Raw genomic sequence first — 22,334 nt, 5'->3', positions numbered from 1 at the left:
GGTTCATGCCACCTTCGGTCGCGCGGCCCGGTGGGCGGCAGATGCCTCGAGCCAGGCATAGAAGGCTTCCATGCCCTCTCCCGTGCGGGCGGAGACCGTCAGCGTCTGGAGGCGCGGATTGACGCGCAGGGCGTTGGCGATGCAGAGGCCGACATTGAAATCGAGATGCGGCAGCAGGTCGGCCTTGTTGAGGATCATCAGGTCGGCGGCGGCGAACATGTTGGGATATTTGAGCGGCTTGTCCTCGCCTTCGGTGACTGACAGCACCACAACCTTGTGGGCCTCGCCGAGATCGAAGGCGGCGGGACAGACGAGGTTGCCGACATTCTCGATGAAGAGCGCAGAGCCTGGTTCGAGCGCGAGATCCTCAGCCGCGTGGCCCACCATGTGGGCGTCGAGGTGGCAGCCCTTGCCCGTGTTGATCTGGATGGCGCGGGCGCCGGTCTCGCGGATCCGAGCCGCGTCGTTCGAGGTCTGCTGGTCACCTTCGATAACCGAGATCGTGAGGCGGTCCTTTAGGTCATTGATCGTGCGGACCAGCAGGCTGGTCTTGCCCGAGCCGGGGCTCGAGACGAAGTTGAGCGCAAAGATGCCCTGGCGCTCAAAATATCGCCGGTTCTCTTCCGCATAAGCGTCGTTCTTGTAGAGGATGTCTCTCTCCACCTGGATGATCCGCTCTTGGCTCATGCCTGGCACATTGACGCCGGCGATCCCCTTGCCATAATGGACGCTGCAGTCCGCGGCATGGTGATGACCATGCCCGCCATCGCCATGGTGGTCGTGGTCATGGCTGTGACGGTGCCCGCCCTCCTCGTGCTTGTGACCCTCGATGGAAGAAGTCCCGCAACCGCATACCGTGCACATCAGCTCACCTCCATATCCCTGATCTTCAATTCGTCGCCTGCCGTCATCTGGACCCGATGCCGTCCGCAGTCCGGGCAGGCGCCGAACCGCTCCTCCAAGGCGACCGTCTTGCCGCAGTCGAGACACCAGCCCTCGCCGGCAATGCGGTTGATCTCGAGCGTCGCCTCGTCAGCAATCGTGCCGTGTCTCACGGCCTGATAACAGAACATCAGCGCGTCCGGCTCGACGTGGCTCAGCACGCCGACATCGAGCCGGACCGACTTGACGCGTGCCGCGCCGTTCTGCCGAGCCGTGTCGCAGACGATCTCGATCACACTCTCCATCAGCGACATTTCATGCATGGGCGGCCTCACGAACATTAACCTCAAAGGCCACGCAGGGATCGAACAGGACCGCGAGCCGCGAGACCGATCTCACGGCGGCCTCATCGGTCCCGACTGGTGACGACAGCAGTGTCTCGACGAAGGGGCCGGCGGGATGAAAATTCCATTTGGTCGGGGCGAGGATGCGATAGGACGAAAGCCTGCCGTCGCCGCCGATCTCGGCCTGATGATAGAGCCGGCCACGCGCGCATTCCACAGCACCGTAGCCACCGGCGCCCGGCGTGGGCCCGCCGCAGGCGAGTGATGCTCCGTCGTGCTTGCCGGTTGCTGCGAGAGCCGTCAGTTGCTTGAGGCAGAGGCGCACGTCGTTGATGCGGGCTAGCAGTCGTTGGACCAGATGGGAAGCCTCCACGTCATCGGCGGCGAGCCGGGCATACGCGCCCGTCTCCGCGACGCGGCCTTGGAGATGCGGCAGGCTTGCATAGCCGGGCTCAGCGCAAAGCCGGGCGATGACTTCCGAATCGTCATTAATGGTCAGTGGATCGGGCCGCCGGCCATTGAAGACCCGATCGTCGCCTATATCCTGCAACATCGCGGCGCAGGCTGATTCCGGCAAAGGTGTGTCGCCCTGGCTCGGGATGCCGAGCTCGCTGGCCGCCGCAGACAGCCGCGCAGCGGCGGCCGCCAAATGCGCCCTGTCGATTTGCCCGGCCTTTGCCGCGGCGATGATCTCTTGCGAAGCGGCCAGCGCTTCGCGGAGATGTCTACCGGCGGTTGCGCCGAGCGATGCCGGCAGGGGGCATGGCCAATGGAGGATGAGCGCCCGCAAGGTTTCGAAAATCCGCTCGGCGAGCAATCCGGCGCCGGAGCCGATCCGTTCGTCCACCTTCATCGCCATATCCGCTGCATTCAGGACGGCGAGCCGCGCCGCTACGGATTGTGCAAAACCGCAGAGCGAAAAGACTTGACCGGCAAGAGGGGGCGCCTCTTCGGGCCTGCGGCCGACGAACATGCGCGTCAGCCCCTGCGGGCGGTTCGCCTTCACCGCGACGGAACAGGCAAGCGCGCGCGACACGGTTACGTCGACCCTTATCGTGCCTGCCCCGAGAAGGAACGTCATTCCGACGCCTCCTCGCGCCTGCGGAAATGCCCGCGCAACAAGTCACGCCGGTTGACCGCCGCGGGCGGGGCGGGCGGCGGTTCGAGCGTGGCAGGATCAAAGAAGGCCCGGGCCGCTTCGTCCGCTGTTTCGAGGGCTGCCTCCATCGTCGCGAACTCGAAGACCGGCGAAAACAGCGAGCAGGAATCGACACGGTCAATCGCATCGAGTTCACCGGCAATGAACCCGACCTCACCCGCCGGCAGGCCGACACGGAGGGTCGTACCGGTGGCGGCTGGGGCGGAGGAAGGTCCCTGCGGAAGATCCGCTGCCACGAGATTCATGAACCATGGTGTAGTCACGATGCCGAACGCACGACCGCCGTAAGTCCGAAAACCGGTCGAGGCAATGCCAAGCGCGGGATTGCAGATCGGCACATCGGCCATGGCGGTCGCGTAAATGTGCCGGTAGCAGGCCTCGAGCCGCCGGCCGAGCGCCTGCGCGGGATCGATCTCGGCCCTCTCTGCGACGTCAGCGTCCATCACCTAGCCTCATGAACTTCGATGGCAGCGCATCGCAATTTGGGCAGCGCCAGTCTTCCGGCAGGTCTGCAAACGACGTCCCCGGAGCAATCTGCCAGACCGGGTCACCCTCAGCGGGATCATAGACATGCCAGCAGATACCGCATTCCATCTGGTCGTCGTCCGACACGGTCTCGCGCTTGCCGAAATTCTCGAAGGCGCTCATTTGAAATAGGCCTCCTCGATCTCACGCAGCCTCGCCTCGGAGTCGCGGAAATCATCCTCGGCGGCGATCGCGACCGAGGGAATGTCGCAGATCTCCAACGTATCGAGGATGATCGTGTCCATGGCGTTGTAGAACTGAACCGACCAGACATTGCGCGCGCCGGTCAGCACGATGCGGCAGGTGCCATAGCCGCGCGAGGTGAGCTGCACCGGCCCGGCACCCAGCGTTTCCTGCAGGAAGGTCATGTCTTCCGGGCTCATCGGGAAGAGCGAGAAGGTGATGATATGGCCCGGATCACCGTCGCTGTAACGGGCGATGCGATCACCGATCTCGGTCAGCACGGGCATGACGTTCATGGCGCCGGTCGGCGCCGGCCCGTGGCTGATCGACTCCGGCAGCGCCGAGCACGCCTGTTTGACAGCGGCGGGAATGGTCGCGACCTCGACATAGTCGACAATGAGCCGGCCCTCACCGTCGGTGAAACGGACGCGCCAGACGCCAGCCATCACCGCCTCCTGCATCTGGGCCGTGATGCCGTTCGCCAATGCCGCGACGCCGGCGACCTCGCCCTCGCCGAGAGTCTGGGCGATCAGTTCCTTGTCGTCGTCGGGGAAATCGGTGATGTCGAATAGCCGGCCCGGCCGATCGGCCTTCTGAACGGCGAGCGCGTCAGCGAGTTCCGGCAGGAGCATCGCCGTCCGCCGACATCGGCGGATCATTTCCTCGGCGCTGCTGGTGGCAAGGAAATTGAGCTTGCGTGCACGCAGCGGCGGCTCGGCGCCGATCGGCATCACCGTCATCGCCGCATCCTCGCCCTCGGGGGCGACCCAGAAGCCGGCCTTCATCGCACGATCTCCTTGCCGGCATGGGTGATCTCGACCTTCGATCCGCCCGAGGGCACCATGACCGGCGCGTCGGGCGCGAGCCAGGCGCTGATCTTCTCGACATATTCGGACCAGTCGCGGATCTTGCCCAGCACGCCGACCGGTTGGTTTCGACGAGTCACGGCGAGGCTCGGCATCACAACGACGTTAAAGCGGACCTTTAGCTTGTCTTCGGCCGTGCGGAGGACCACGGCGCCGCGCAAGCGGCCTTGGAAGGCCTGGAGGATATGCGGGAGGACGACGGCGACGTCATCGGCTTCCGGCCGCTGCGACGGATCGCCGGTGAAGAACAGCACGGCATTGTCGGGTTCACCCGCCGCCGGAGCGAGGAAGGCATCGATATTCGTCTCGTCGATGAGGGGCAGGCGCGACCGCTCGCTCAGGGCGCGGACCAGGACAGATGGCATAGTCTCCTCCACAAATCACGATGCAAAACACTCAAAGGAAATGATAAGCAAGCGGCGTGCCAGACTTGGGAAAGTTAGATTCCGTTGATCTGGAAGACAAATTTCCGCCTTCACAAAGTATCGCGGGCATCTGGATGGAAAGTCCTTCCACTTTGGATTTTCTTCTCACTCGCTACGCAGATGCGGCGGCAGTTCCGGCTCGCGCGAGGTGAGATCGGCAAAGAGGGCCTCGAAAGCCCTCCCCTCGACAGCTTCAGCAAGACCCGCGAGTGCGTTGTCGATGGCGCGGGCCTCGTCGGCGTCCAGCACCCGGATGGCGGAGCCGAGATGGGTGAGTAGGTAGGTTCCCGGCGGTTGTGGGCCGACCAGCATGAGGGAGATCGAGGATATCCGGCCATGTCGCTCGCAGTGCGCGACGAAGTCATTGCCGGCGACGGCCCGCATGGGAATGCCGATGCACATGATGCTCCTCCTCCGTCGTCCAGATCTTGAAATCGGGAGCCGCGGTGCGCAGGGTGCCCACACGACTCCCGACCGGCCTCAGCCCTGGGAGAAGTTCAGCCGGCCAGCAGGACTACACCGGCAAGGGCAATGGCCACGCCGGCGGTCCGCGCTCGCTGGGCGTTGCCGAACCTCAACAAGGCCAGCCCGAAACCGGTGAGATGCAGGATGACCGTGGCAGCCATGAAGCCCGCCACATAGCCGCCCGCATGCGCCATCGCCGGAAGTTCGGTGCCATGGGCGTGGCCATGGAAGAGCGCGCATGTTCCAACCACCGTCGCCGCGACCGACGTTGAAACCTTCACTTCGAAAGCAACCAGCAGACCGAGCAGCGCGACGGTCAGCGCGACCCCGGTTTCCACCATTGGAAAAGCGAGGCCGTAAGTGCCCAGGGCGCCCCCCACCGCCATGACCGTCACGAAGGCCAAGGGAACGATCCATCGGGCTTTACCGCCCAGCGTCAAGGCCCAGAAGCCGACCGCGACCATCGCCAGGATATGATCGAGACCGCTGAACGGATGGCTGAAGCCGGCAAGCGCGCTGTCGGTGTGAAGGCCGACATGCGCGTGGGCGATGCCCGGTAGCGCCATCGCGACGAGCGTCGCCGCAAACCTACGGAAATTCATGAAATCCTCCTCAATAGCGCAATGCGGCCGATTCGGCTCGTCGCTCGTAACGTTCGAAATCGATGTCGTTTTCAAGTAGTGGCGGAACCGCTGCTCCTTCCGGTCGCGCAGTGACGACGACGCCCCAGTCCCGCAGTATTCCTACTGCCGTTTCGATCGCGCGTGGTATGACTGCCTTGACCGGCGTCGTCAGCGGGCCGCCCCAGTCCTCGAGATCCAGCGGCTGGCACCCGACGAGAACCAGCCGATCGGGATAGTGCCCCATGAGGTCAGCGGCGCTCAGCACCTCCTGGAAGCCGGTCTGATGCAGGCTCATCTTCTTGGCGCCAGTAAATTTCGGCACCTCGTCGTCTTCCACGATCTTCATCGTGCCCGGCTCGAGGCCGTAGTCGATGGCGTCGAACACGATCAAACGATCGTGTCCATTGACGAACTGCACGAGATAGAGCCCCTGCGTGCCGCCATCGAGGATGGTGACGTTGTCAGGCACCCGATACGCCTTGTGGAAGGTTTCCACGGCGCGCACGCCGAAGCCTTCATCGGCCCAGAGGATATTGCCCATGCCAAGCACGAGAATCCGCGGGAAAGGCGAAGAGGCCAAGGGATTTGGGGCGACCATTCAGTCCTCCCTGTCCTTGAAGAGCCGTTCGCCGGAAATCATCAACGAGATGATGCTCTGGCGGCTCATAATGTTTTCGCGGATCGCCACATAAATGTGAACCATGACGAAGACGAGGATTACCCACATGCCGAGATGGTGGAATGTGTGGATGTCCTGGCTGTTGGGCCAGATCGAGAACACCCAGCCGAAGAGAGCATATTCCCAGCTGTCACGGCCGACACCCTCGCTGTAGAGCGCAAAGCCGGTGATCACCATGAAGAAGAGCGGCAGGGTGAACATCAGGAACATGGTGAACTGGGAAAGAGGATTGTGGCCGACATCATTCGGCTGCCGGGCCAAGAACGTGTACCACCGCACCTCATGCAGCCATTCCTTCCAGAAGCGGCCGCTCCAGAAGGGCAAATAGAAGATCTGGCGGGCATGGATATTGCCGACAAAGGCCCAGTAGACCCTGAGGATAAGGAACACGGCAAGGACCTGCCCCGCCGCGAAGTGGATGAAGCGGATATACCCCATCAGGAAACTGGCGATGGCCTCGCCCGGCACGGAAGGCAGCGGCAAGCCGATGAAATAGCCGGTTAGCGCGAGCGTCAGGATCGAGACGGCGTTGACCCAGTGCCAGATGCGCACCGGGGCTTCGTAAACATAGATGCTCTGGCGCTCGACGGCCTTTTCGCCGTGGGCGTCGGCGGCTGCGAGAGTTTCGTGGATAGTCATGACTTGTCCTCCTCACCGGACCTGGACCTTGGCCATTTCCTGACCGTCCGGGCTCATGACATGCGTCGAGCATGCTAGGCACGGATCGAAGGAATGGATGGTCCTGAGGATTTCGAGCGGTTGGGTGGGGTCTGACATCGGCGTATCCATCAACGAAGCCTCGAAGGCGCCAATATTTCCTGCCGGATCGCGGGGGCTGCCGTTCCATGTGGTGGGCACGACGCACTGGTAGTTGTCGATCTTGCCGTCCTTGATTTTGATCCAGTGCGCGAGCGCGCCACGCGGGGCCTCGGTAAAGCCGACGCCCTTGACCTCCTTGGGCCAGGTTTCCGGCTTCCACTTGTCGACATGGGCCGTAGAGAAGTCGCCGGTTTTAATATTGGCGATCAGCTTGTTCCGGAAATAGCGCATCTGGTGGCCGGCCCAGCTCGATTCGAGCCCACGGGCTGCCGTGCGGCCGAGTGTCGAGAAGAGGGCTGAAACCGGAAGGCCGAGATCCTTGAGCACCTTTTCGACCGGGTCCTTGAACTCCGCCTTGTTTTGGGCGTAGCCGACGACCCAGCGGGCGAGCGGCCCGACCTCCATGGCATGGCCGCGCCAGCGCGGCGCCTTGATCCAGGAATATTTAGCGGCCTCGTCGAGCTGCTCGATATTGGTCTTCGTCCCCTTGGCGCTGGGGCCGAGTTCGTAATGTGGCTCGGTAACCCCGTCCCAGGGGTGCAGGCCCTTTGTCTCGTCGGGATATTTGTACCAGGAATGGGTGACGAATTCCTGGATCTGCTCCGGATCCTCAAGGTCGACCGGCAGCACTTCGGCGAAATTGCCATTGATGATCGCGCCGCGCGGCAGCTTCAGGCTTGCCTCGGAGTAGTCGTTGACGTGCTCGGGTACGTCGCCATAGGCTAGCACGTTCTTGCCCGACAGACCGCCTCCATAGAGCCAGTCCTTGTAGAAGGAGCCGATGGCCATGATGTCGGGAACGTATACTTTGTCGTTGAACTCGATAATCTGGTCGATGATCGAGGTGACCATGTTAAGCCGTTCCATGTTGATCGCGCCGACCGCACCAGTACCGTCGATATTGATCGGACAGGGTACCCCGCCGACCAGCCAGTTTGGATGCGGGTTCTTGCCGCCGAAGATCGTGTGGATCTTGACGATCTCCTTCTGGAAGTCGAGCGCCTCCAGATAATGCGCCACCGCCATGAGATTGGCCTCCGGCGGCAGCTTGTAGGATGCATTGCCCCAATAGCCATTCTTGAAGGGTCCGAGCTGGCCTGACTCGACGAATTTCTTGAGCCGGGTCTGGATGTCTTTGAAATAGCCTGGAGAGGAAAGCGGCCAGTCGGACACGGACTGCGCGAGCGCCGAGGTCGCCTTCGGATCGGCCGAGATCGCAGAGATCACGTCCACCCAGTCGAGCGCATGAAGATGGTAGAAGTGCACGACATGGTCATGGACCTGCAGCGCCAGCTGCATCAGGTTGCGGATCGAATTGGCATTGTCCGGGATGGTGATGCCGAGCGCATTCTCGACCGCGCGTACAGAGGTCAGCGCATGCGTGCCGGTGCAGACGCCGCAGATGCGCTCCGTGAAGGCCCATGCGTCGCGGGGGTCGCGGTTCTTTAGGATGACTTCGATGCCGCGCCACATGGTGCCGGTCGAGACCGCATTCCGGATGATGTTGTTCTCGTCGACATTGACCTCCACCCGCATATGTCCCTCGATGCGGGTGACGGGATCGACGACGATGCGCTTGCCCGAATTGTCGAGTGTGAAGCCGTTGGGTGTTTGAATTGTCACGATGCTGTTCCTCCCCGAGAGTGATTATGATGCGTCGGCTTTTTCGCGCTTGATGGTCACGCGCTTGAAGGCGGTCACCGCGGCATGGGCGGCGATTGCGCCACCCACGATGCCGGCGGCGGTCATGCCGATTTTGTCGGCGTTGGCCTCGACGCCGAACTGGCGGAGGTTCGTCAGCCGGTCATAGAAGCTGCCGTTGTCCCAGAACCCGTCTTCCGAGCAGCCGATGCAGCCGTGGCCTGACTGGATCGGGAAGGAAACGCCACCGTTCCAGCGGACGGTAGAGCAGGCATTGTAGGTTGTCGGGCCCTTGCAGCCCATCTTGTAGAGACAGGAGCCCTTGCGTGCGCCCTCATCGTCCCACTCCTCGACAAATTGGCCGGCATCGAAATGCGGTCGGCGGTAGCACTTGTCGTGGATGCGCTGCGAATAGAACATCTTGGGCCGGCCCTGCCTGTCGAGTTCCGGCAGCTTGCCGAAGGTCGTGATGAAGGTGACGACCCCGGTCATCACCTCCGCGATCGGGGGACAGCCTGGTACCTTAATGATCGGCTTGTCGAGGATGACCTTGTCGATCGGTGTCGCCTGGGTCGGGTTCGGCTTGGCCGCCTGGACGCAGCCCCAAGAGGCGCAGGCGCCCCAGGCGATAATCGCCATGGCATCCTCGGCCATCCACTTCAGCTTCTCAACGAAGGGTTTGCCGCCGTCGATGCAGAACATGCCGTCCTCGTTGAGCGGCGGATTGCCCTCGACGGCGAGGATGTACTTGCCCTTGTACTTCTCCTTCGTCACCTTGAGAATCGCCTCCGCTTGATGGCCGGCGGCCGCCATGATCGTATCGTCGTAGTCGAGCGAGATCATCGACAGCACGACGTCTTTGACGAGCGGATGGGCCGAGCGGATGAAGCTCTCCGAACAGCAGGTGCATTCGAGCCCATGCATCCAGATGACGGGAACGCGTTCCTTGGTCTCGAGTGCTTCAGCCATCGCTGTCGCGGCACCCGGGCCGAAACCGAGGCTCGCGGCCGTCAGGCTGCAGAACTTGGTGAAACTGCGCCGGGTGATCCCCTGGCGACGAATGACGTCATATAAGGTTTCGGCAGCTGCCATGTTGCTCCTCCAGCAATTTCATCCCCCATCGCATCGCCCGGATGGACGCCAGGCTCTGTCAGAAATGCTTGCAGCAAGTAGCGGGCCAATTTACATCATTTCGACCATTTTCTTGCTACACATTTGAAATGTATGGCGTATTTTTTAAACGGCCGCTCGGTGGGCGGTCGGCATGGCGAAAGGGGGGGCCGGAAAGTGGGCTTTCACCGCCGAAAACTGTCTTACCGCCGCCGCGCGGCGCCAACTGCATCTTAATACACGGTGCAGTCAATACAGGGATCGAAGGAGCGGATCACATGCTGCAGCACCGCGGACTTCGCGCCCAGTCCACCGGTATTGAGCCCGGCAAGCGCCGCTTCGAGCGGCCTCTTCCTGGAAGGCCGCCTATAAAGCGGGCAGCTGAACTTCTTCGGCGAGATCGCCGATCTGCCGGAGCCCGCCGCCTTCAGTCGCCGGCTTGCCGAGGTCCGCGCCGCGAGTGCTTGCGGTTGCCGCCGGTTCGCCAACGGGGTTCTGGCGCATGTCTGGACACCTGGCGGTCTAACAGGATCTGCGCGACCACTACTTCGACGAGCTCGGTCTTCCCCGCCTCTACGTCTCCGCCCAAGCTTAATTCGGTCGAACCGTCGTGGTACGTGACCCGTATGCCCGGTGGTGGGGGAGGGCACGGCCGCGAGGCGGCTCCTATCCGATCAATGTCGGATTTCCGACGATGTCGGATTTCCAACAGGATGGCAGATGTAACCGGGGCAAAACCGGTGGCGGACGCGGCGTTATGACTCGGGTGTATCGGGTTAGGGGTCGGAACAAGAGTTGCTCAAAATCGATGGGATGGAAGGCTCCCGCTCCGCCGGTGCTAGGGTGGCATCGGTTAGGATGGACAAACCGGGAGCGTTCAAATGGAAGAGATTTCTACCGTAGGCATCGATATAGCGAAATCGGTGTTCCAGGTTCATGCGATTGATGTCGACGGCAATGTCGTGGTGCGACGACAGTTACGTCGCCAACAGATGCTGAAATTCTTCGCGCAGGTTCCGCCTTGCCTCATCGGCATTGAGGCTTGTGGGACCGCCCATTACTGGGCGCGACAACTTTCGGCCTTCGGGCATGACGTGCGGCTGATGCCGCCGGCTTATGTGAAGCCCTACGTGAAAAGGCAGAAAAATGACGCCGCGGACGCGGAGGCGATCTGCGAAGCCGTGATGCGGCCGACGATGCGGTTTGTGCCAGTCAAATCCGTTGAGCAGCAGTCGGCAACGATGCTGCACCGCTCAAGAGCCCTGCTCATTAAGCAGCGTACGATGCTCCTGCACTCGATCCGCGCCCAGCTTGCCGAACTTGGCATTTCGATTGGCGTGGGCATCAGCCAGATGTCGCGTATCGTTCGGGAACTTGCGCAAGGTGAGCGCTCGGATCTGCCGGAGCTCGCCCGGTTTGTCCTGGAAGCGCTGGCAAATTTGGTCTGCGATCTAGCGCAGCGCCTTCAGGCGATCGAAAAGAAACTGATTTCCTGGCATTACCGAAACGATCTGTCGAATCGGTTGGAAACCATCCCGGGGGTGGGCTTTGTCACGGCGTCGGCACTTTCTTCGATCGTCCCTGATCCGCAGGTTTTTAAGTCGGGAAGACATTTTGCCGCCTGGCTTGGCTTGGTACCGCGACAGAACTCATCCGGCGGAAAGACCCGTCTCGGCCGCATAAGCAAGCAAGGAAATCGATATATCCGGCAATTATTGATACTCGGCGCGACCTCGGTCTTGCGTTACATTCGCCGGGATGGAGGCAGTGGTACTGGCTGGATTGGCGGCTTGCTGCGCCGCCGGCCGCCAAAGGTCGCAGCCGTTGCTCTTGCCAACAAGATGGCTCGCATTGCATGGTCGATCATGAAGCGAGGCGGCGAATACGAGGAAATCAACGATCTGAGAGCGGTTCAGCCCGTAAGCAGCTGAGGCCGCTCGAAATTTGAGGCGAAAGAGGCAACTGAAGGCAGCAACTCGATCCCGATGGATCGGCCGAACCCGTTTAGCGTAGCGGACGTCAAAAGTCCGTCTAATCGATTGGGGGCACGATCCTGGCGGAACCCTTCAAGGCCAGCAGTCGGTAGATGGCTGCATCAAAGGCCGGACACACGACTGCACTCGAGATGCGCTGCATAACGAAGCTAATTTCCCTCAACGCGGGAGCCTTCCACACACATACGCTAAGGTCGAACGGAGCATGAACATCATGCCGCCCGTTGGATTTGGTGCTGGTGTCGCTTGCCATTTGATTTGGGTCTTCCTCACTTTGTGTGGAGATCGGCCAATTTGATCGGCATCATCCGCGCCCTGAGAAGCTCTGGGCCCGCTCTGCCATACATTGCGCGCTTAATCGTCTTCAGTCGGTTGATCTGACCTTCTGCCTGACCATTGTCCAGGGCAGATCGATGGCGTTACAGACGGCGTCGATATCACGGCGAAGAACGCGGGCAAAACGGGCCAAGGAAGCGAGCCCGGAGTGAATGGCATCATCGATCCATTCTTCGAGTTTCGTCGAAGCTCAGCTACGAAATATACCGCGAAATCGTATGGAAAAGCTGCGCAAAACAGCAAACGTTGGTGATCCCTGTTGAGGGCATCGACTTTGCGCGCCTGATTATTGTCAGCGTTCCGGGCGCATTGTCATATGTTTTGTCGGCAAGATGGATCCGAGCCGGTACCGCATCATCTTTATCCTTTCCCGGCCTCTCGGCTCGGCGCCAGGTTGCCAGGAGGCGTTTGTCATCCGAAGCTCGATCGTCATTATAGATTTCGATGTCCCCATCAGGCAGTAATGCTCGGCCGGTAGCGCGGCCGCAAAGGCTCATCTGTTCCTCGATAGCGTGCCGCAATTTTGAACGAGATGAAAGCGATCCGCCACCTGAGACGCTTGCGGCGCCCCTTCACGAGCCGCATGCGCGTAAAGCCCGCATCGATCTCGGCTCACGACCTCAATAGAGGGGGTTCCGCTTCAACCATTGTGCAACGCTTATCACGCTCCGATCTTCGAGAATGTCCACGACCTTTCGACGCTCAAGATCGACGATGATCGTGCCGTAGCGCCATGATTTCCTCCAACTCCAGTCATCGATGCCGACGATCCGCGGCGGGGCGTCGTCGTCGGCTCGTGCAGCATTGCGCTTCAAGTGCCGAAGGATGGTGTCGTCGCTGATCGACATCCCAAGCCGCTTCATCAAGCGTTCGCCGGGCCGCCCGCCCGTATTGTGGCCAAGAAGTCCGACCATTTCGGCGACCCTCGTTGTCCTGCGGGCATAGGGGGAGGCTATCGCTGGGACCCGGTCAGTGAACGTTTACCGTCTGCACTGCCGATATGTGCAACGCCAGCGGCTCAACTGGAGCTTCACCGTCACGGCATTACCTTGGATCGGCAGGTCTTGAAGCCTGCGGTACGACCAGCCGTGCCGACTTCTGCTCTGATGTCGGCAATCTGGGCATATGCCAGACTCTGGCCCGCAAGCAGACACAACCCAATCACCCTGTTCGCTGGATATGACGCTCTGCACTTTAATGCCCGGACCGGGCCTTCGATTTCGTTCGCATACCAGCCGATACCGGCATCATTGCTAACGGTCTGTTAACCACAGAAAGTGAGGAAGACCCATATATTTTGCGATATATTTGTAAGTATTTTCAGTATGTTAGTTGCTTTTTCTTGGAAGGAGGTTCACCTTCAGTTCAAAGAAGGAGGCATGAGAATGAACCAGACGTCTACATCTTTGGCGAACGCCGAATTGTTGTCGGCGAACAGCTCATCGATGATCTTTCGTAACCTCATTCTTTCAAGCGGCCTCACATTTTTGACCGAAGCCCATGACTGCCTTTCGGCGGTGATCGCCGAAAGTGCCGAGTTCAAGGGCCTTTGGGCGTCCGGGCGTTCGATCTATTCAGCTCTCGGCTATCGGGATGCCAGCGAAGTGCACTGGACACAGATCGTCAACATCGTCGAACGCATGGTCGACGCAATCAATATCCCCGTCCTTGTCGATTGCGACAGCGGTCTTAGCAATTTCGAAGACGCCTGTTTTGTGGCACGCAAGCTTGAGGAATGCGGTGCCGCCGGAATCTGCCTTGAGGGAAGACGCTTTCCGAAGATGAACTCCTTTGACGGGGACAGTCACCCCTTGGCCGCTATCGAGGATTTTTCCGGTCATCTGAAGGCTGTTAAGAATACGACTGGACCGGACTTCGTCGTCGTCGCCCGCGTCGAAACCCAAATCGCTCGCCATGGATTGGACGCAACGATGGCTTGCGCCGATGCCTGTGCGGAGGCCGGCGCCGACGCCATCCTGATCCATTCCCGCAAAGTTGTCGCGGATGATATTCTGGTCTTTGCCAGAGAGTGGAACAACAGGTTGCCGGTCGTCATCGTCCCGACGGGATATTACAGGGCACCCGTCTCAGTTTACCGCGACGCCGGTATCTCGACCGTGATCTGGGCTGACCATTCCATGCGGGCAATGGTTGTCGGGATGCGCGAGTTCTCCGGCTGCGTTCAATAGGAAGAAAGCATTGCAGCCATCAAAGACCAAGTTGACGGCCAGCGAGCTGTTCAACTAATCGTCGCGACGAGCAAAGGTTGGCCGAGGAGCGCTACCTGCGACCGCTGAGGGCACGGTTCTTAGGCATCGTAAGAATCGTCCGATTAGGATCGAGAGATCGCATAAGCTTGCGCAATGAACAAGCTGGTTTCTAAGTATCTGCCGGACGTCCGCGGAAGTGGTCAGAATGGTGTTCTGCAAACATTACGAGAATAGCAAGGGTGGCTTCCCTGTGTGCCTCAGATCGCCCAAAAAGGTTCGGGCGGCGGCTTTAAGCCAAACTTCGAGAAATCCCAGGATCGTTCTTGTTGCTTCGGATTGGGAGGGCTAGGAAATGGACGGCGCAATTACAGGATTTCCGCCATACGGCTTTTCGGCTGTTGTAAAGTTCGGCGGGAGCATCATGCGCGATCTTGCAGTATGCAAGCACGCAGTAGTCGAACTTGAGCGTCTTGCCGATCATGGTCATAGAATTCTGGTTGTTCCCGGCGGCGGCATCCCGGACAAAGCAATAGAGGCGATCGATGCGGCAGCTTCATTAACTCCATCAACCGCGCATCATGCGTGCGCTCTGGCGCAGGACCAAACCGGATATATGCTTGCTGACCCTGCCTTCTCTTCCAAGCTGGTCCCATCGGCGAGCCTGGGCGAATGCCGAGCTGTCGCGAAAGACGGGAAAGTCCCAGTCCTACTGCCTTCCCGCTTGCTATTTGCGGCTGACCCAGTGGAATGGACCTGGCACATCACATCCGACGCCGTGGCCGCGTGGATAGCATGGCTTACTAGCACGCCGAGGCTGGTCATCTGGACGAGTGTGGATGGAGTGCATCGCGGCGGCGCGATAGATGATCCTGCCGCACTCGTAGAACAGATCACCGCCCAAGATCTTGTTCGTTTCGGCCACACGTCGATTGATGCCTGTGCCGTCGATTTCATGGCGCAGAAGCATCTCCCCGGCGCCGTGATTAACGCTCGGTATCCAGCACGTCTCGCCGACTGGCTCGCAGGGAGGCCCGTCAAAGCCACCAACATTACTGTCAATGGAAGCGAAGAAGCGCGTATCGACTCTCAAACTATGGGGATACATTAATGGCCTCTAGTGCGCTGATAGTCTATGGCCCAGAGGTCGCGCGATCTGGTCTTACCTGCCTGCTCGACGACTTTATTCGCCAGCGAACCAGTCTTGAACTCGCGGAACGGTTCTTCTCGCTTCATAGTCGTGGGTCGATTGACGCATTCTATTCGTTGACAGGTTCGACCGGAGGGAGGCACTGGCCACTCGTGCTGGACATATTTGACATGCGTCCGGTTTGCGTCACAATGTGGAGCGGACCGAATGCGCTGCCTCTCTCGCAAGAACTTAAGGGTAACAGTCAGCCAGCCCAGGCTAGGAGTGGCACCGTACGCAGTCTTTTTTTCTGCGACAACCCGGTGACGAACCTCGTCCATGTGAGCGACAGTGATGAAATAATGAAGGCCGAGCTGGGAATACTTCGGGCACGTTTCATGGGTGACGAAGTGGCCGCTTGGAATTCTCTCAACACTGGCTGCATCGCCCATTCATCTTTCCAGGTGTTGCTAAAAGTTCTCAGCGGCAGGGGCGGTACACGGAGGCTGGACAGTTGGAGTGACGGTAGCGCCGTTGCTCACGCGCGCTTCTGTTACAGGAAAGCAGTCCTGCTCGCACTTAAGTCGGGGCTGACATCGACGGTCCAAGATTACCTTCGTGGCGATCGCGCCGGCTTAGAAGGCCTCATCCGGCACGCATCTTTCCTCTCGTCTTGGGACCGCCTTATCCTCGAGGCCGGTCTGTTTTCGATGCCTCTCTGGAATTGCCTTCTTGGTCAAAGACGTCGAACGGGGGGCGAGTCAGCGACGATTATCGCGTCCACATCGGCGAGGACATATGAATGAACTGAATGGAATCAGGACAAAACTCACGGCAAGCCAACATCGAACCTTCCCGCGGCAGATGCGAGAGTTTGGGTTGGACCTGATCGTACGAGAGCGTGTTTTTCCTCCCGAAGATTTCCTTAGTTGGCGTTGGATTTGCGAAAACTTTCCCGCGTTCGCCGGAAAGACCATCTTGGAAATTGGCTGCGGCTTCGGTCTTCCTGGTCTCTGGCTGGCAAAGACTGGCGCGCTGTCGGTGCTGGCCAGTGATATCAATCCGAGCGCTGTTGCGAACACGTTGGAGAATGCCACAAGAAACGACATTAGGAACGTCGAGGTCATCGAAAGCGATATCTTCAGTAACATCCCACATCGGAGGAAGTTCGACATCGTTTTTTGGAACTACCCATCGAACTTCGCTCCAGAGGAGTGCGAATATGTCGATGACCTCGAGCGTGGAGCGTTTGATCCAGGCTACAACCTACTCAAGAGATTTCTATCGGAAGGCCCGGGATTTCTTACGGACAAAGGTTATATCCTTCTAGGGTTCGGCACTAACGCCCGGGACGACCTTCTCGAACAAATCACAGCTGACAACGATCTCACCTCGTTGATGCTGGGGTCCGTGACATATCCCAACGGAGACGTAACATATAGGCTGTTCTCATTATTCCGTAGGGCGACGAGCCTATGATTTCCGACCTTCTCCGGACTGCTCTAGCCGCCATTTCGTCTAATCGATCAAAAGATAGCTGGCTAGCTGGAAGCAGCGTGCTTTCGCAGTTCATCCATCGTGTGCCAAACGACGTTGACGTTCATCATGTCGATATTGCTGCATTTGCAAACGCTGTTGATAAGGACTGCAGATCTCTGGCGGACGCGGGCTTCTTGATAGCGTCAAAGCAATCTACTGGCTCGGAGCTGGAAATCGTGTTTTCTGGATCGGATGGGGTCTTGGCACTAAATTGGGTTCTCGTACAGGAACGGCCAAGCACAATAATTGACGATCCGCACCTCGGGACCCGGGCAAGCTTCTCGGACGTCATCACGCAAAAGATCGAAATGTACTCGGAGAGCCTTCATTCGAAGCATCGGGATGATCTCCTTGCTCTTTTGGAACAGTCCGCCTCAATGGCAGCCGAGATCAGTCCGGACAAGCTCGCCGCTGACCTCTCCGCGGTCGAGCTTGCAGTATCTTCATCAACATACCCAACCTTTTCGAAATCTGGTGTGCGCTGCGTAAGATCATCGATCAAGTCCAACCCGGAGCTCTGTCGGCGGATGAAGGCCTGAAAGAGATGGTCACAACAACGAACAGCCTGATCAATTAGCCGTTTCACCCCGTTTCCCTTGCCCGGCTCCGGGATGGAGTCGGGCAAATGTAGGTGTCTAGCAATGCAGAAAATCATTCATATAACAGACCCCCATTTTGTCGCACCTGGCCAGACGCTCTACGGTATCGATCCGGCGCAGCGATTGCGTGACACCCTGGACCACGTGTCACGTGTACACGCAGACGCGAAGCTCATCCTGATCACCGGCGATCTTGCCGATACAGGTGATCCGGCCGCTTACGCGCTCTTGCGCGAGATTTTGTCCAAGGTTCGGCTGCCCGTTTATCTGACGATCGGCAACCATGATGACCGCAGTGCGTTTCGAGGCGTTTTCGGTGGAGAAGGCTTCGTTCAGACGGCAATCGATCTCGACGATTGGCACGTGGTCCTGCTCGACACGAAGGACGACATAAGCCATTTCGGTTGTCTCGACGGCGGCCGGTTTGAATGGCTCGAAGAGCAGCTTGTTCACGCCGCCGGTCGCCGGGTCGTGGTCGCTATGCATCATACGCCTGGGGACCTGCATGTGCCTGGCTTCCGAATGGGCGGTATGAAGGAGACCGAACGGTTCTTTTCCATCGTCAGGCGGAATGCATCGGTCCGCCACATGCTTTGCGGTCATCGGCATGTTGCTGCAGCAGGTAGCTTGTCGGGGATACCTTTCACCGCCAGCCGGGGCACGGCGCAGCATATCGTTCTCGATTGGGAACAATATGGCAAGCCTATATTCGTGGCTGCCGCGCCCTCATATGATGTCGTGATGCTGGACGGAACAGATGTCGTGGTCCATCGTCACGAGGAACTTGAAATGCTGCCTGTCATTCGCCCCGGTGACCCGAAATGACGGCCGCACACTCAGTCAAGACTTCCGATCGGCCTCGGCGTCGATTGATCATCTTCGATTTCGACGGCACGCTTGCGGAGACGGAAATCATAGCATCGGAGGTGATCTCGACAACGCTCGCCGCGCAAGGGGTCAACGTACAAGCGGATGAAATCACCGCACGCTCTCCGAAAGTCGAGCGGGACGATCAACAGCCGCGTTTAGAGAGCAATCTCGGGGTAAGCCTGCCAGAAAACTTTATGGAAATAGTCGGGGTTGAGATCCAGCTGGCTGCCTCTGCGAACCGATCGGCAACACCTGGCGCGATTGAACTGCTCCAGTGGCTTACCATTCCCTTTTGTGCCGCATCGAATACATCTCGTTTCGAGCTCATCCACCGCATGAGGTCCGCTAATCTCTTGGGATTTGTTAGCTCGCGGTTCCTCTCCTCCGATGAAACGGTATCCGCAAGCCAGACCCCTCCGTGCTGTTCTTAGCGGCCGAGGTCATGGGCGTGTCTCCCGGCGAATGCCTTATCATCGAGGACAGCGTGATCGGTCTTCAAGCTGCGCGAATCGCAAACATGCGTTCCTGCGCATTCGGGGGCGCCCGCGACGCGACAAAGCCCGCCGAGCCACGCAGTACCTTGGGAGTGACGATAAACATGTAAGGCCGGAAATTGCCAACCTGAGTGCTGCTCCCCAGCATTCCGTCGTGGCCGCAGCTCGCCTTCTCGACTATGAACAGATCAAAGGCGTAACGGAGAGGTTGCGAAGAGCAACGCGCGTTGAAGCCTTTGGCATGGGCGTATCTGCAATCTGTGCTGAGCTATTGACCCATCGCCTGATCTGGCTCGGGATCCCTATTCATTCAACCGGTACCGTGACTATAGCGCGCGGCCTGGCACACGGGCTTGATGCTTCGAGTTTTGCTATCGGCATTTCCTATGAGGGAATGAGCGAGGAGACCGTAGCTTTTCTGAGGACGGCTCGCGACAGAGGTGCGCATACTCTCGCAATCACCACACGTGAAAAATCCGCGATCACCGAGGTTGCCCATGAGGTGCTGTTGTTGAGCTCCGCAGGCCCTTGGCCGGAAGCCGGATCGGCCAGGCTCATGCCTTCAATGGCCCGCTTGAGTGAATCCATTGCCGAGTGCCTGAAGGGGCATAAAAACATTTCCAGTCCCACCCCTCACTCCCACGCCACATCCTAGGCCGCGTGTCACGCGGACCTCAATCGATCGGGCACCTTCCGACACCTAGATCGAAACAGCAGGCCAAGTTGGACTTCGCCTAACAACCGGACGCCGCGCAGAATTGTGTTTCTGGTGGCAAGCGAAACTTGGAATGAAAAATCTACAAAAATTATAAACGTTGTGGAAATTTTCGACACTACATCATCGGCGATGAACGGCAGATAACTCTGACCCCGAAACCAGGCAAAGCATGACTACGATTATGGCCATGGATCGTTCGCGGAAACATGTGCTGAGACTCTGCGCGGTGCGCCGGAGTGGTATTATCCGCGCATTCCCGAATTCAAGGAAATTGGCGACCAGCTCGGCCGCACCCTGCAAGAGGCGGTTGTCGGGAGCAAGAACCCCAAGGCTGCCCTGGATGATGCTCAGGCCGATTTTCCGAATTCTACGCGGGGGGAGACGAGAGTTGCGCAACTACAATATTGTTTGGATCTGCAGTGACCAGCAGCGCTGGGACACATTGCAATGTCTGGGGTTCAAAGGCACGCAAACGCCCAACATCGACCGGTTAGCGGCGAGAGGTACAGTTTTTGCTCGCGCATATAGCCAGAGCCCGATCTGCACGCCGAGCCGGACGAGTTTCCTGACAGGGATGTACCCGATCGCGCATCAGGTGCATCAGAACGGCGCAGGTACCTTTCCGCCTCATCTTGTTCTGCTTCCAAAACTGATGGCGAATGCCGGATATTACACAGGCCACATCGGAAAGCTGCATCTGTCCGCCACTCGGCAAATGATAGAAAGGCGTCCTGACGACGGATATAACGAGTTTTACTGGAGCCCTGAGCCATTTCCGGAGTGGTCGGGCGACCACGACTATCATGCCTGGTTATGGGATAAAGGGGTGAACCCCGAGACCTATTACAAACCATATCAGGACCAGCACTATGGACCGGGGCCGGCAGCTGAATACCGACAGGTTCGTTGGGCAGGCGATCGGGCTGAGCGTTTTATCGAGATGCATTCTGAGCGCAGCTGGTACCTGGCTATCAACATCGATGCGCCTCATCCGCCGCTCAATCCTCCGGAAGACTATTTGAGGCGTTTCAATCCTGCCGACATGCCGGACCCCGCCTTCAAACCGATCGATCTCGAACACCAGAAGAAATTCGAAAAAGTGGATCAGCAGGCGAAGTCTGCGGTGGATCCTTGGCGCGCGGAACAAGACGTGGGTGAAGCACACACCGATGAATTGGCGGGCCCCACCCATGAGGCACCGCCTACCAGCTTCAACATATGGGAGATGAGAGCGGCTTACCACGCGGAAGTCGCTCAGGTGGACGATCTGGTTGGCCGCATACTCGACGTGCTGAAGGAAACCGGGCAGCTGGATCGCACGATCATCGTCTTCATAAGCGATCACGGTGATATGATGGGTGACCATGGCCTGCTCTACAAAGGCTGCCGGTTCTACGAGGGTGTGGTGCATGTCCCACTTATAATCTCCGTGCCAGGCAGCCCAGTGCATGGCTTAGTATCGAACGCGCTTGTCGAACTGGTCGATATTGCCCCGACGTTGCTTTCATTATCCGGGCTCGACGTCCCCAAGGCCATGCAAGGGCTATCACTCGACCAGATGCTGCGTGGCAACACCTCACTGGACAATCACAAGTCATTCGTCGTCAGTGAGTATTACAATTCCCTCCGTTTTCGGGGGAGCCGAGGCTCTCGGGCATCGATGTACTATGATGGTCGGCACAAACTGAACGTATATCATGATGTTGGGATAGGAGAGCTATTCGATCACCAAGAGGATCCCAATGAGCATCATGATCTTTGGGATAGCGCCCATCATAGAGAGTTGAAAGCCCGCCTTTTGGAGAGCAGCTTTTCCGCAATGATGCTTCGAAGTGGATCGGGTCCGGCGAGAATTGAGGACTACTGAACAGTAAACTCATTAAATTGCTTGGTGTGCGCCCTGCGTGATTCAAGGCATCCGAATAAGAAAGCCTTCGATGACTCGTCGCTAGGAACTCCCGGACCAAGAATGGTCGATCATATCACCGCTGTTGCCGCATAGGCCTCATGGCGTTCCCCGCGTCGATGATCGGCGCTTCCTGAGACGGCGTCCTCTGGCACGTCCGCACAGGTTCGCCGCGGTCGGAAATTCCGGAGCGTTATGGTCCGCCAACCACGTGCTACAACGCTTCGTTCGCTGGCGAAAGGCTGGCATCTGGGATCGACTTCTTGAAGCGGTCTCCCAGGCTTACAGTAGCGACCGAATGACTAAATATGAATCGTGCATGACGTCTGAGCGACTGGCGGGCCCTAGGCGGTGTGGACGGATTTGATCAAGATGAAGCTTGCGGCGATTGCGAGGAAAGAGGCGAAATTTATTGCCGTCTTCTCGCATCGTAGTGCGATACGTTTGAAGCGCTTCAGTTTTCCAACGGTCTCTTCGATGCGGGCTCGGCCTTTGTAGAGGGCTTTCGGGAAGGCACGGCATAGACATGCCTCATGCAGCCTCGAGCGGCTCGCGGTCCAGGCAATTGACCGATGTTGCGGCGAATTCCCCCTCCCTGAAGGAGTCGGCAGTCGGACCGGTGCCGAATAGCAAACGGGCATTGAAATCGCTCCCAGACACAGCCTTGGCACCGTAAAGTTAACCGACGGCTGATGAAGATGTGCGTACATGGGCCATGTCAGAAGTTGCTCGTGATCCGCTTTATCGTCGCCACCGCTTTCCCGCTGAGATCATTGCGCACGCGGTATGGCTCTACTTTCGCTTTCCGCTCAGCCTGCGCA

The 22,334-nt window shown here is 58.9% G+C and carries 24 protein-coding genes and 4 pseudogenes; 13 read left to right on the top strand and 15 right to left on the bottom strand.

The window, feature by feature from the left end; genetic code table 11:
* Positions 1–3: 3 nt before the first annotated feature.
* The 14 genes from hypB to A3C3_RS45720 form a co-directional block, all read right to left on the bottom strand.
* A complete protein-coding gene (hypB, locus tag A3C3_RS0134015; protein ID WP_022718983.1) occupies positions 4–864 on the bottom strand; it encodes a hydrogenase nickel incorporation protein HypB in 861 nt (286 codons plus the stop codon).
* Positions 864–1,205, bottom strand: coding sequence for a hydrogenase maturation nickel metallochaperone HypA (gene hypA, locus A3C3_RS0134010; RefSeq protein ID WP_022718982.1), 342 nt, complete (start codon positions 1,203–1,205; stop codon positions 864–866). The genes hypB and hypA overlap by 1 nt, the downstream gene beginning before the upstream one ends.
* Positions 1,198–2,307 carry a nickel-dependent hydrogenase large subunit gene (locus A3C3_RS0134005; RefSeq protein ID WP_022718981.1) on the bottom strand — a complete coding sequence of 370 codons (1,110 nt, stop codon included), beginning with the start codon at positions 2,305–2,307 and terminating at the stop codon, positions 1,198–1,200. Before A3C3_RS0134005 ends, hypA begins: the two co-directional genes overlap by 8 nt.
* Entirely contained in the window at positions 2,304–2,828 is a 525-nt protein-coding gene (gene hybE / locus A3C3_RS0134000; protein WP_022718980.1) for a [NiFe]-hydrogenase assembly chaperone HybE, read from the bottom strand. The genes A3C3_RS0134005 and hybE overlap by 4 nt, the downstream gene beginning before the upstream one ends.
* Complete coding sequence (locus tag A3C3_RS0133995; protein WP_022718979.1) at positions 2,818–3,033, bottom strand: rubredoxin; 216 nt, start codon at positions 3,031–3,033, stop codon at positions 2,818–2,820. Before A3C3_RS0133995 ends, hybE begins: the two co-directional genes overlap by 11 nt.
* Positions 3,030–3,878, bottom strand: coding sequence for a hydrogenase expression/formation protein (locus A3C3_RS0133990; RefSeq protein ID WP_022718978.1), 849 nt, complete (start codon positions 3,876–3,878; stop codon positions 3,030–3,032). The genes A3C3_RS0133995 and A3C3_RS0133990 overlap by 4 nt, the downstream gene beginning before the upstream one ends.
* Positions 3,875–4,324 (bottom strand): thioredoxin domain-containing protein, encoded by a 450-nt coding sequence (locus A3C3_RS0133985; protein ID WP_022718977.1) that lies wholly within the window; start codon positions 4,322–4,324, stop codon positions 3,875–3,877. The genes A3C3_RS0133990 and A3C3_RS0133985 overlap by 4 nt, the downstream gene beginning before the upstream one ends.
* A 165-nt stretch (positions 4,325–4,489) precedes the next feature.
* On the bottom strand, positions 4,490–4,786 hold the full coding sequence (locus A3C3_RS0133980) for a HypC/HybG/HupF family hydrogenase formation chaperone (protein WP_022718976.1): 297 nt from the start codon (positions 4,784–4,786) through the stop codon (positions 4,490–4,492).
* Positions 4,787–4,881: 95 nt separating this feature from the next.
* Entirely contained in the window at positions 4,882–5,451 is a 570-nt protein-coding gene (gene hupE, locus A3C3_RS0133975) for a nickel permease HupE (RefSeq protein WP_022718975.1), read from the bottom strand.
* Positions 5,452–5,461: 10 nt separating this feature from the next.
* The gene (locus A3C3_RS0133970) at positions 5,462–6,070 is read right to left on the bottom strand and encodes a HyaD/HybD family hydrogenase maturation endopeptidase (protein WP_022718974.1); all 609 of its coding nucleotides are present in this window, start codon (positions 6,068–6,070) and stop codon (positions 5,462–5,464) included.
* Complete coding sequence (gene cybH, locus A3C3_RS0133965) at positions 6,071–6,790, bottom strand: Ni/Fe-hydrogenase, b-type cytochrome subunit (protein ID WP_022718973.1); 720 nt, start codon at positions 6,788–6,790, stop codon at positions 6,071–6,073. It lies immediately after the preceding gene.
* A 12-nt stretch (positions 6,791–6,802) separates the two neighbouring features.
* Positions 6,803–8,593, bottom strand: coding sequence for a nickel-dependent hydrogenase large subunit (locus tag A3C3_RS0133960; protein WP_022718972.1), 1,791 nt, complete (start codon positions 8,591–8,593; stop codon positions 6,803–6,805).
* A gap of 24 nt (positions 8,594–8,617) precedes the next feature.
* The gene (locus A3C3_RS0133955; protein ID WP_022718971.1) at positions 8,618–9,703 is read right to left on the bottom strand and encodes a hydrogenase small subunit; all 1,086 of its coding nucleotides are present in this window, start codon (positions 9,701–9,703) and stop codon (positions 8,618–8,620) included.
* Between the two features lie 384 nt (positions 9,704–10,087).
* Complete coding sequence (locus A3C3_RS45720; protein ID WP_022718970.1) at positions 10,088–10,225, bottom strand: hypothetical protein; 138 nt, start codon at positions 10,223–10,225, stop codon at positions 10,088–10,090.
* A 377-nt stretch (positions 10,226–10,602) separates the two neighbouring features.
* Here A3C3_RS45720 and A3C3_RS0133945 point away from each other — a divergent pair, with 377 nt between their 5' ends.
* A complete protein-coding gene (locus A3C3_RS0133945; RefSeq protein ID WP_022718969.1) occupies positions 10,603–11,652 on the top strand; it encodes an IS110 family RNA-guided transposase in 1,050 nt (349 codons plus the stop codon).
* A 332-nt stretch (positions 11,653–11,984) separates the two neighbouring features.
* Here the strand turns inward: A3C3_RS0133945 and A3C3_RS48770 are convergent.
* Positions 11,985–13,286, bottom strand: a pseudogene (locus tag A3C3_RS48770) (ISL3 family transposase).
* Between the two features lie 150 nt (positions 13,287–13,436).
* Between A3C3_RS48770 and A3C3_RS42070 the strand changes: the two are divergent.
* From A3C3_RS42070 to A3C3_RS45710, 12 genes and pseudogenes are all read left to right on the top strand, one after another.
* Positions 13,437–14,240, top strand: coding sequence for an isocitrate lyase/phosphoenolpyruvate mutase family protein (locus A3C3_RS42070; RefSeq protein ID WP_312866268.1), 804 nt, complete (start codon positions 13,437–13,439; stop codon positions 14,238–14,240).
* A 373-nt stretch (positions 14,241–14,613) separates the two neighbouring features.
* Positions 14,614–15,369, top strand: a complete 756-nt coding sequence (locus A3C3_RS40150; protein ID WP_022718965.1) for an amino acid kinase family protein — start codon at positions 14,614–14,616, stop codon at positions 15,367–15,369.
* Positions 15,369–16,193: a nucleoside-diphosphate kinase gene (locus A3C3_RS40145; protein ID WP_022718964.1), complete on the top strand. Its 825-nt coding sequence runs from the start codon at positions 15,369–15,371 to the stop codon at positions 16,191–16,193. The genes A3C3_RS40150 and A3C3_RS40145 overlap by 1 nt, the downstream gene beginning before the upstream one ends.
* A complete protein-coding gene (locus tag A3C3_RS0133910; RefSeq protein WP_022718963.1) occupies positions 16,186–16,866 on the top strand; it encodes a methyltransferase in 681 nt (226 codons plus the stop codon). Before A3C3_RS40145 ends, A3C3_RS0133910 begins: the two co-directional genes overlap by 8 nt.
* Positions 16,863–17,465, top strand: coding sequence for a hypothetical protein (locus A3C3_RS40140; RefSeq protein ID WP_022718962.1), 603 nt, complete (start codon positions 16,863–16,865; stop codon positions 17,463–17,465). Before A3C3_RS0133910 ends, A3C3_RS40140 begins: the two co-directional genes overlap by 4 nt.
* Before the next feature lie 102 nt (positions 17,466–17,567).
* A complete protein-coding gene (locus A3C3_RS40135; RefSeq protein ID WP_022718961.1) occupies positions 17,568–18,350 on the top strand; it encodes a metallophosphoesterase in 783 nt (260 codons plus the stop codon).
* Positions 18,347–18,849: pseudogene (locus A3C3_RS0133895) on the top strand (HAD family hydrolase); the annotation flags it as partial. The gene A3C3_RS40135 and the pseudogene A3C3_RS0133895, both read left to right, overlap by 4 nt.
* On the top strand, positions 18,838–18,999 hold the full coding sequence (locus A3C3_RS48765) for a hypothetical protein (RefSeq protein WP_376774950.1): 162 nt from the start codon (positions 18,838–18,840) through the stop codon (positions 18,997–18,999). The pseudogene A3C3_RS0133895 and the gene A3C3_RS48765, both read left to right, overlap by 12 nt.
* 44 nt (positions 19,000–19,043) lie before the next feature.
* Positions 19,044–19,544 (top strand): MurR/RpiR family transcriptional regulator, encoded by a 501-nt coding sequence (locus A3C3_RS46345; protein ID WP_022718958.1) that lies wholly within the window; start codon positions 19,044–19,046, stop codon positions 19,542–19,544.
* Between the two features lie 451 nt (positions 19,545–19,995).
* A complete protein-coding gene (locus A3C3_RS0133880) occupies positions 19,996–21,474 on the top strand; it encodes a sulfatase family protein (protein WP_028740232.1) in 1,479 nt (492 codons plus the stop codon).
* Between the two features lie 109 nt (positions 21,475–21,583).
* Positions 21,584–21,835, top strand: a pseudogene (locus tag A3C3_RS44400) (transposase); the annotation flags it as partial.
* A 393-nt stretch (positions 21,836–22,228) separates the two neighbouring features.
* Positions 22,229–22,334, top strand: a pseudogene (locus tag A3C3_RS45710) (IS6 family transposase); the annotation flags it as partial.

It is taken from the genome of Rhizobium mongolense USDA 1844 (genome assembly GCF_000419765.1).
GTDB classification, from domain to species: domain Bacteria; phylum Pseudomonadota; class Alphaproteobacteria; order Rhizobiales; family Rhizobiaceae; genus Rhizobium; species Rhizobium mongolense.
This window is presented reverse-complemented; position numbering and strand designations above follow the sequence as displayed.

Excerpts from the sequence above, each read along its gene's own strand:
- hypB (WP_022718983.1), bottom strand. The coding sequence starts at position 864 with ATGTGCACGGTATGCGGTTGCGGGACTTCTTCCATCGAGGGTCACAAG.
- hypA (WP_022718982.1), bottom strand. The coding sequence starts at position 1,205 with ATGCATGAAATGTCGCTGATGGAGAGTGTGATCGAGATCGTCTGCGAC.
- A3C3_RS0134005 (WP_022718981.1), bottom strand. The coding sequence starts at position 2,307 with ATGACGTTCCTTCTCGGGGCAGGCACGATAAGGGTCGACGTAACCGTG.
- hybE (WP_022718980.1), bottom strand. The coding sequence starts at position 2,828 with ATGGACGCTGACGTCGCAGAGAGGGCCGAGATCGATCCCGCGCAGGCG.
- A3C3_RS0133995 (WP_022718979.1), bottom strand. The coding sequence starts at position 3,033 with ATGAGCGCCTTCGAGAATTTCGGCAAGCGCGAGACCGTGTCGGACGAC.
- A3C3_RS0133990 (WP_022718978.1), bottom strand. The coding sequence starts at position 3,878 with ATGAAGGCCGGCTTCTGGGTCGCCCCCGAGGGCGAGGATGCGGCGATG.
- A3C3_RS0133985 (WP_022718977.1), bottom strand. The coding sequence starts at position 4,324 with ATGCCATCTGTCCTGGTCCGCGCCCTGAGCGAGCGGTCGCGCCTGCCC.
- A3C3_RS0133980 (WP_022718976.1), bottom strand. The coding sequence starts at position 4,786 with ATGTGCATCGGCATTCCCATGCGGGCCGTCGCCGGCAATGACTTCGTC.
- hupE (WP_022718975.1), bottom strand. The coding sequence starts at position 5,451 with ATGAATTTCCGTAGGTTTGCGGCGACGCTCGTCGCGATGGCGCTACCG.
- A3C3_RS0133970 (WP_022718974.1), bottom strand. The coding sequence starts at position 6,070 with ATGGTCGCCCCAAATCCCTTGGCCTCTTCGCCTTTCCCGCGGATTCTC.
- cybH (WP_022718973.1), bottom strand. The coding sequence starts at position 6,790 with ATGACTATCCACGAAACTCTCGCAGCCGCCGACGCCCACGGCGAAAAG.
- A3C3_RS0133955 (WP_022718971.1), bottom strand. The coding sequence starts at position 9,703 with ATGGCAGCTGCCGAAACCTTATATGACGTCATTCGTCGCCAGGGGATC.
- A3C3_RS45720 (WP_022718970.1), bottom strand. The coding sequence starts at position 10,225 with ATGCGCCAGAACCCCGTTGGCGAACCGGCGGCAACCGCAAGCACTCGC.
- A3C3_RS0133945 (WP_022718969.1), top strand. The coding sequence starts at position 10,603 with ATGGAAGAGATTTCTACCGTAGGCATCGATATAGCGAAATCGGTGTTC.
- A3C3_RS42070 (WP_312866268.1), top strand. The coding sequence starts at position 13,437 with ATGAACCAGACGTCTACATCTTTGGCGAACGCCGAATTGTTGTCGGCG.
- A3C3_RS40150 (WP_022718965.1), top strand. The coding sequence starts at position 14,614 with ATGGACGGCGCAATTACAGGATTTCCGCCATACGGCTTTTCGGCTGTT.
- A3C3_RS40145 (WP_022718964.1), top strand. The coding sequence starts at position 15,369 with ATGGCCTCTAGTGCGCTGATAGTCTATGGCCCAGAGGTCGCGCGATCT.
- A3C3_RS0133910 (WP_022718963.1), top strand. The coding sequence starts at position 16,186 with ATGAATGAACTGAATGGAATCAGGACAAAACTCACGGCAAGCCAACAT.
- A3C3_RS40140 (WP_022718962.1), top strand. The coding sequence starts at position 16,863 with ATGATTTCCGACCTTCTCCGGACTGCTCTAGCCGCCATTTCGTCTAAT.
- A3C3_RS40135 (WP_022718961.1), top strand. The coding sequence starts at position 17,568 with ATGCAGAAAATCATTCATATAACAGACCCCCATTTTGTCGCACCTGGC.
- A3C3_RS48765 (WP_376774950.1), top strand. The coding sequence starts at position 18,838 with ATGGGCGTGTCTCCCGGCGAATGCCTTATCATCGAGGACAGCGTGATC.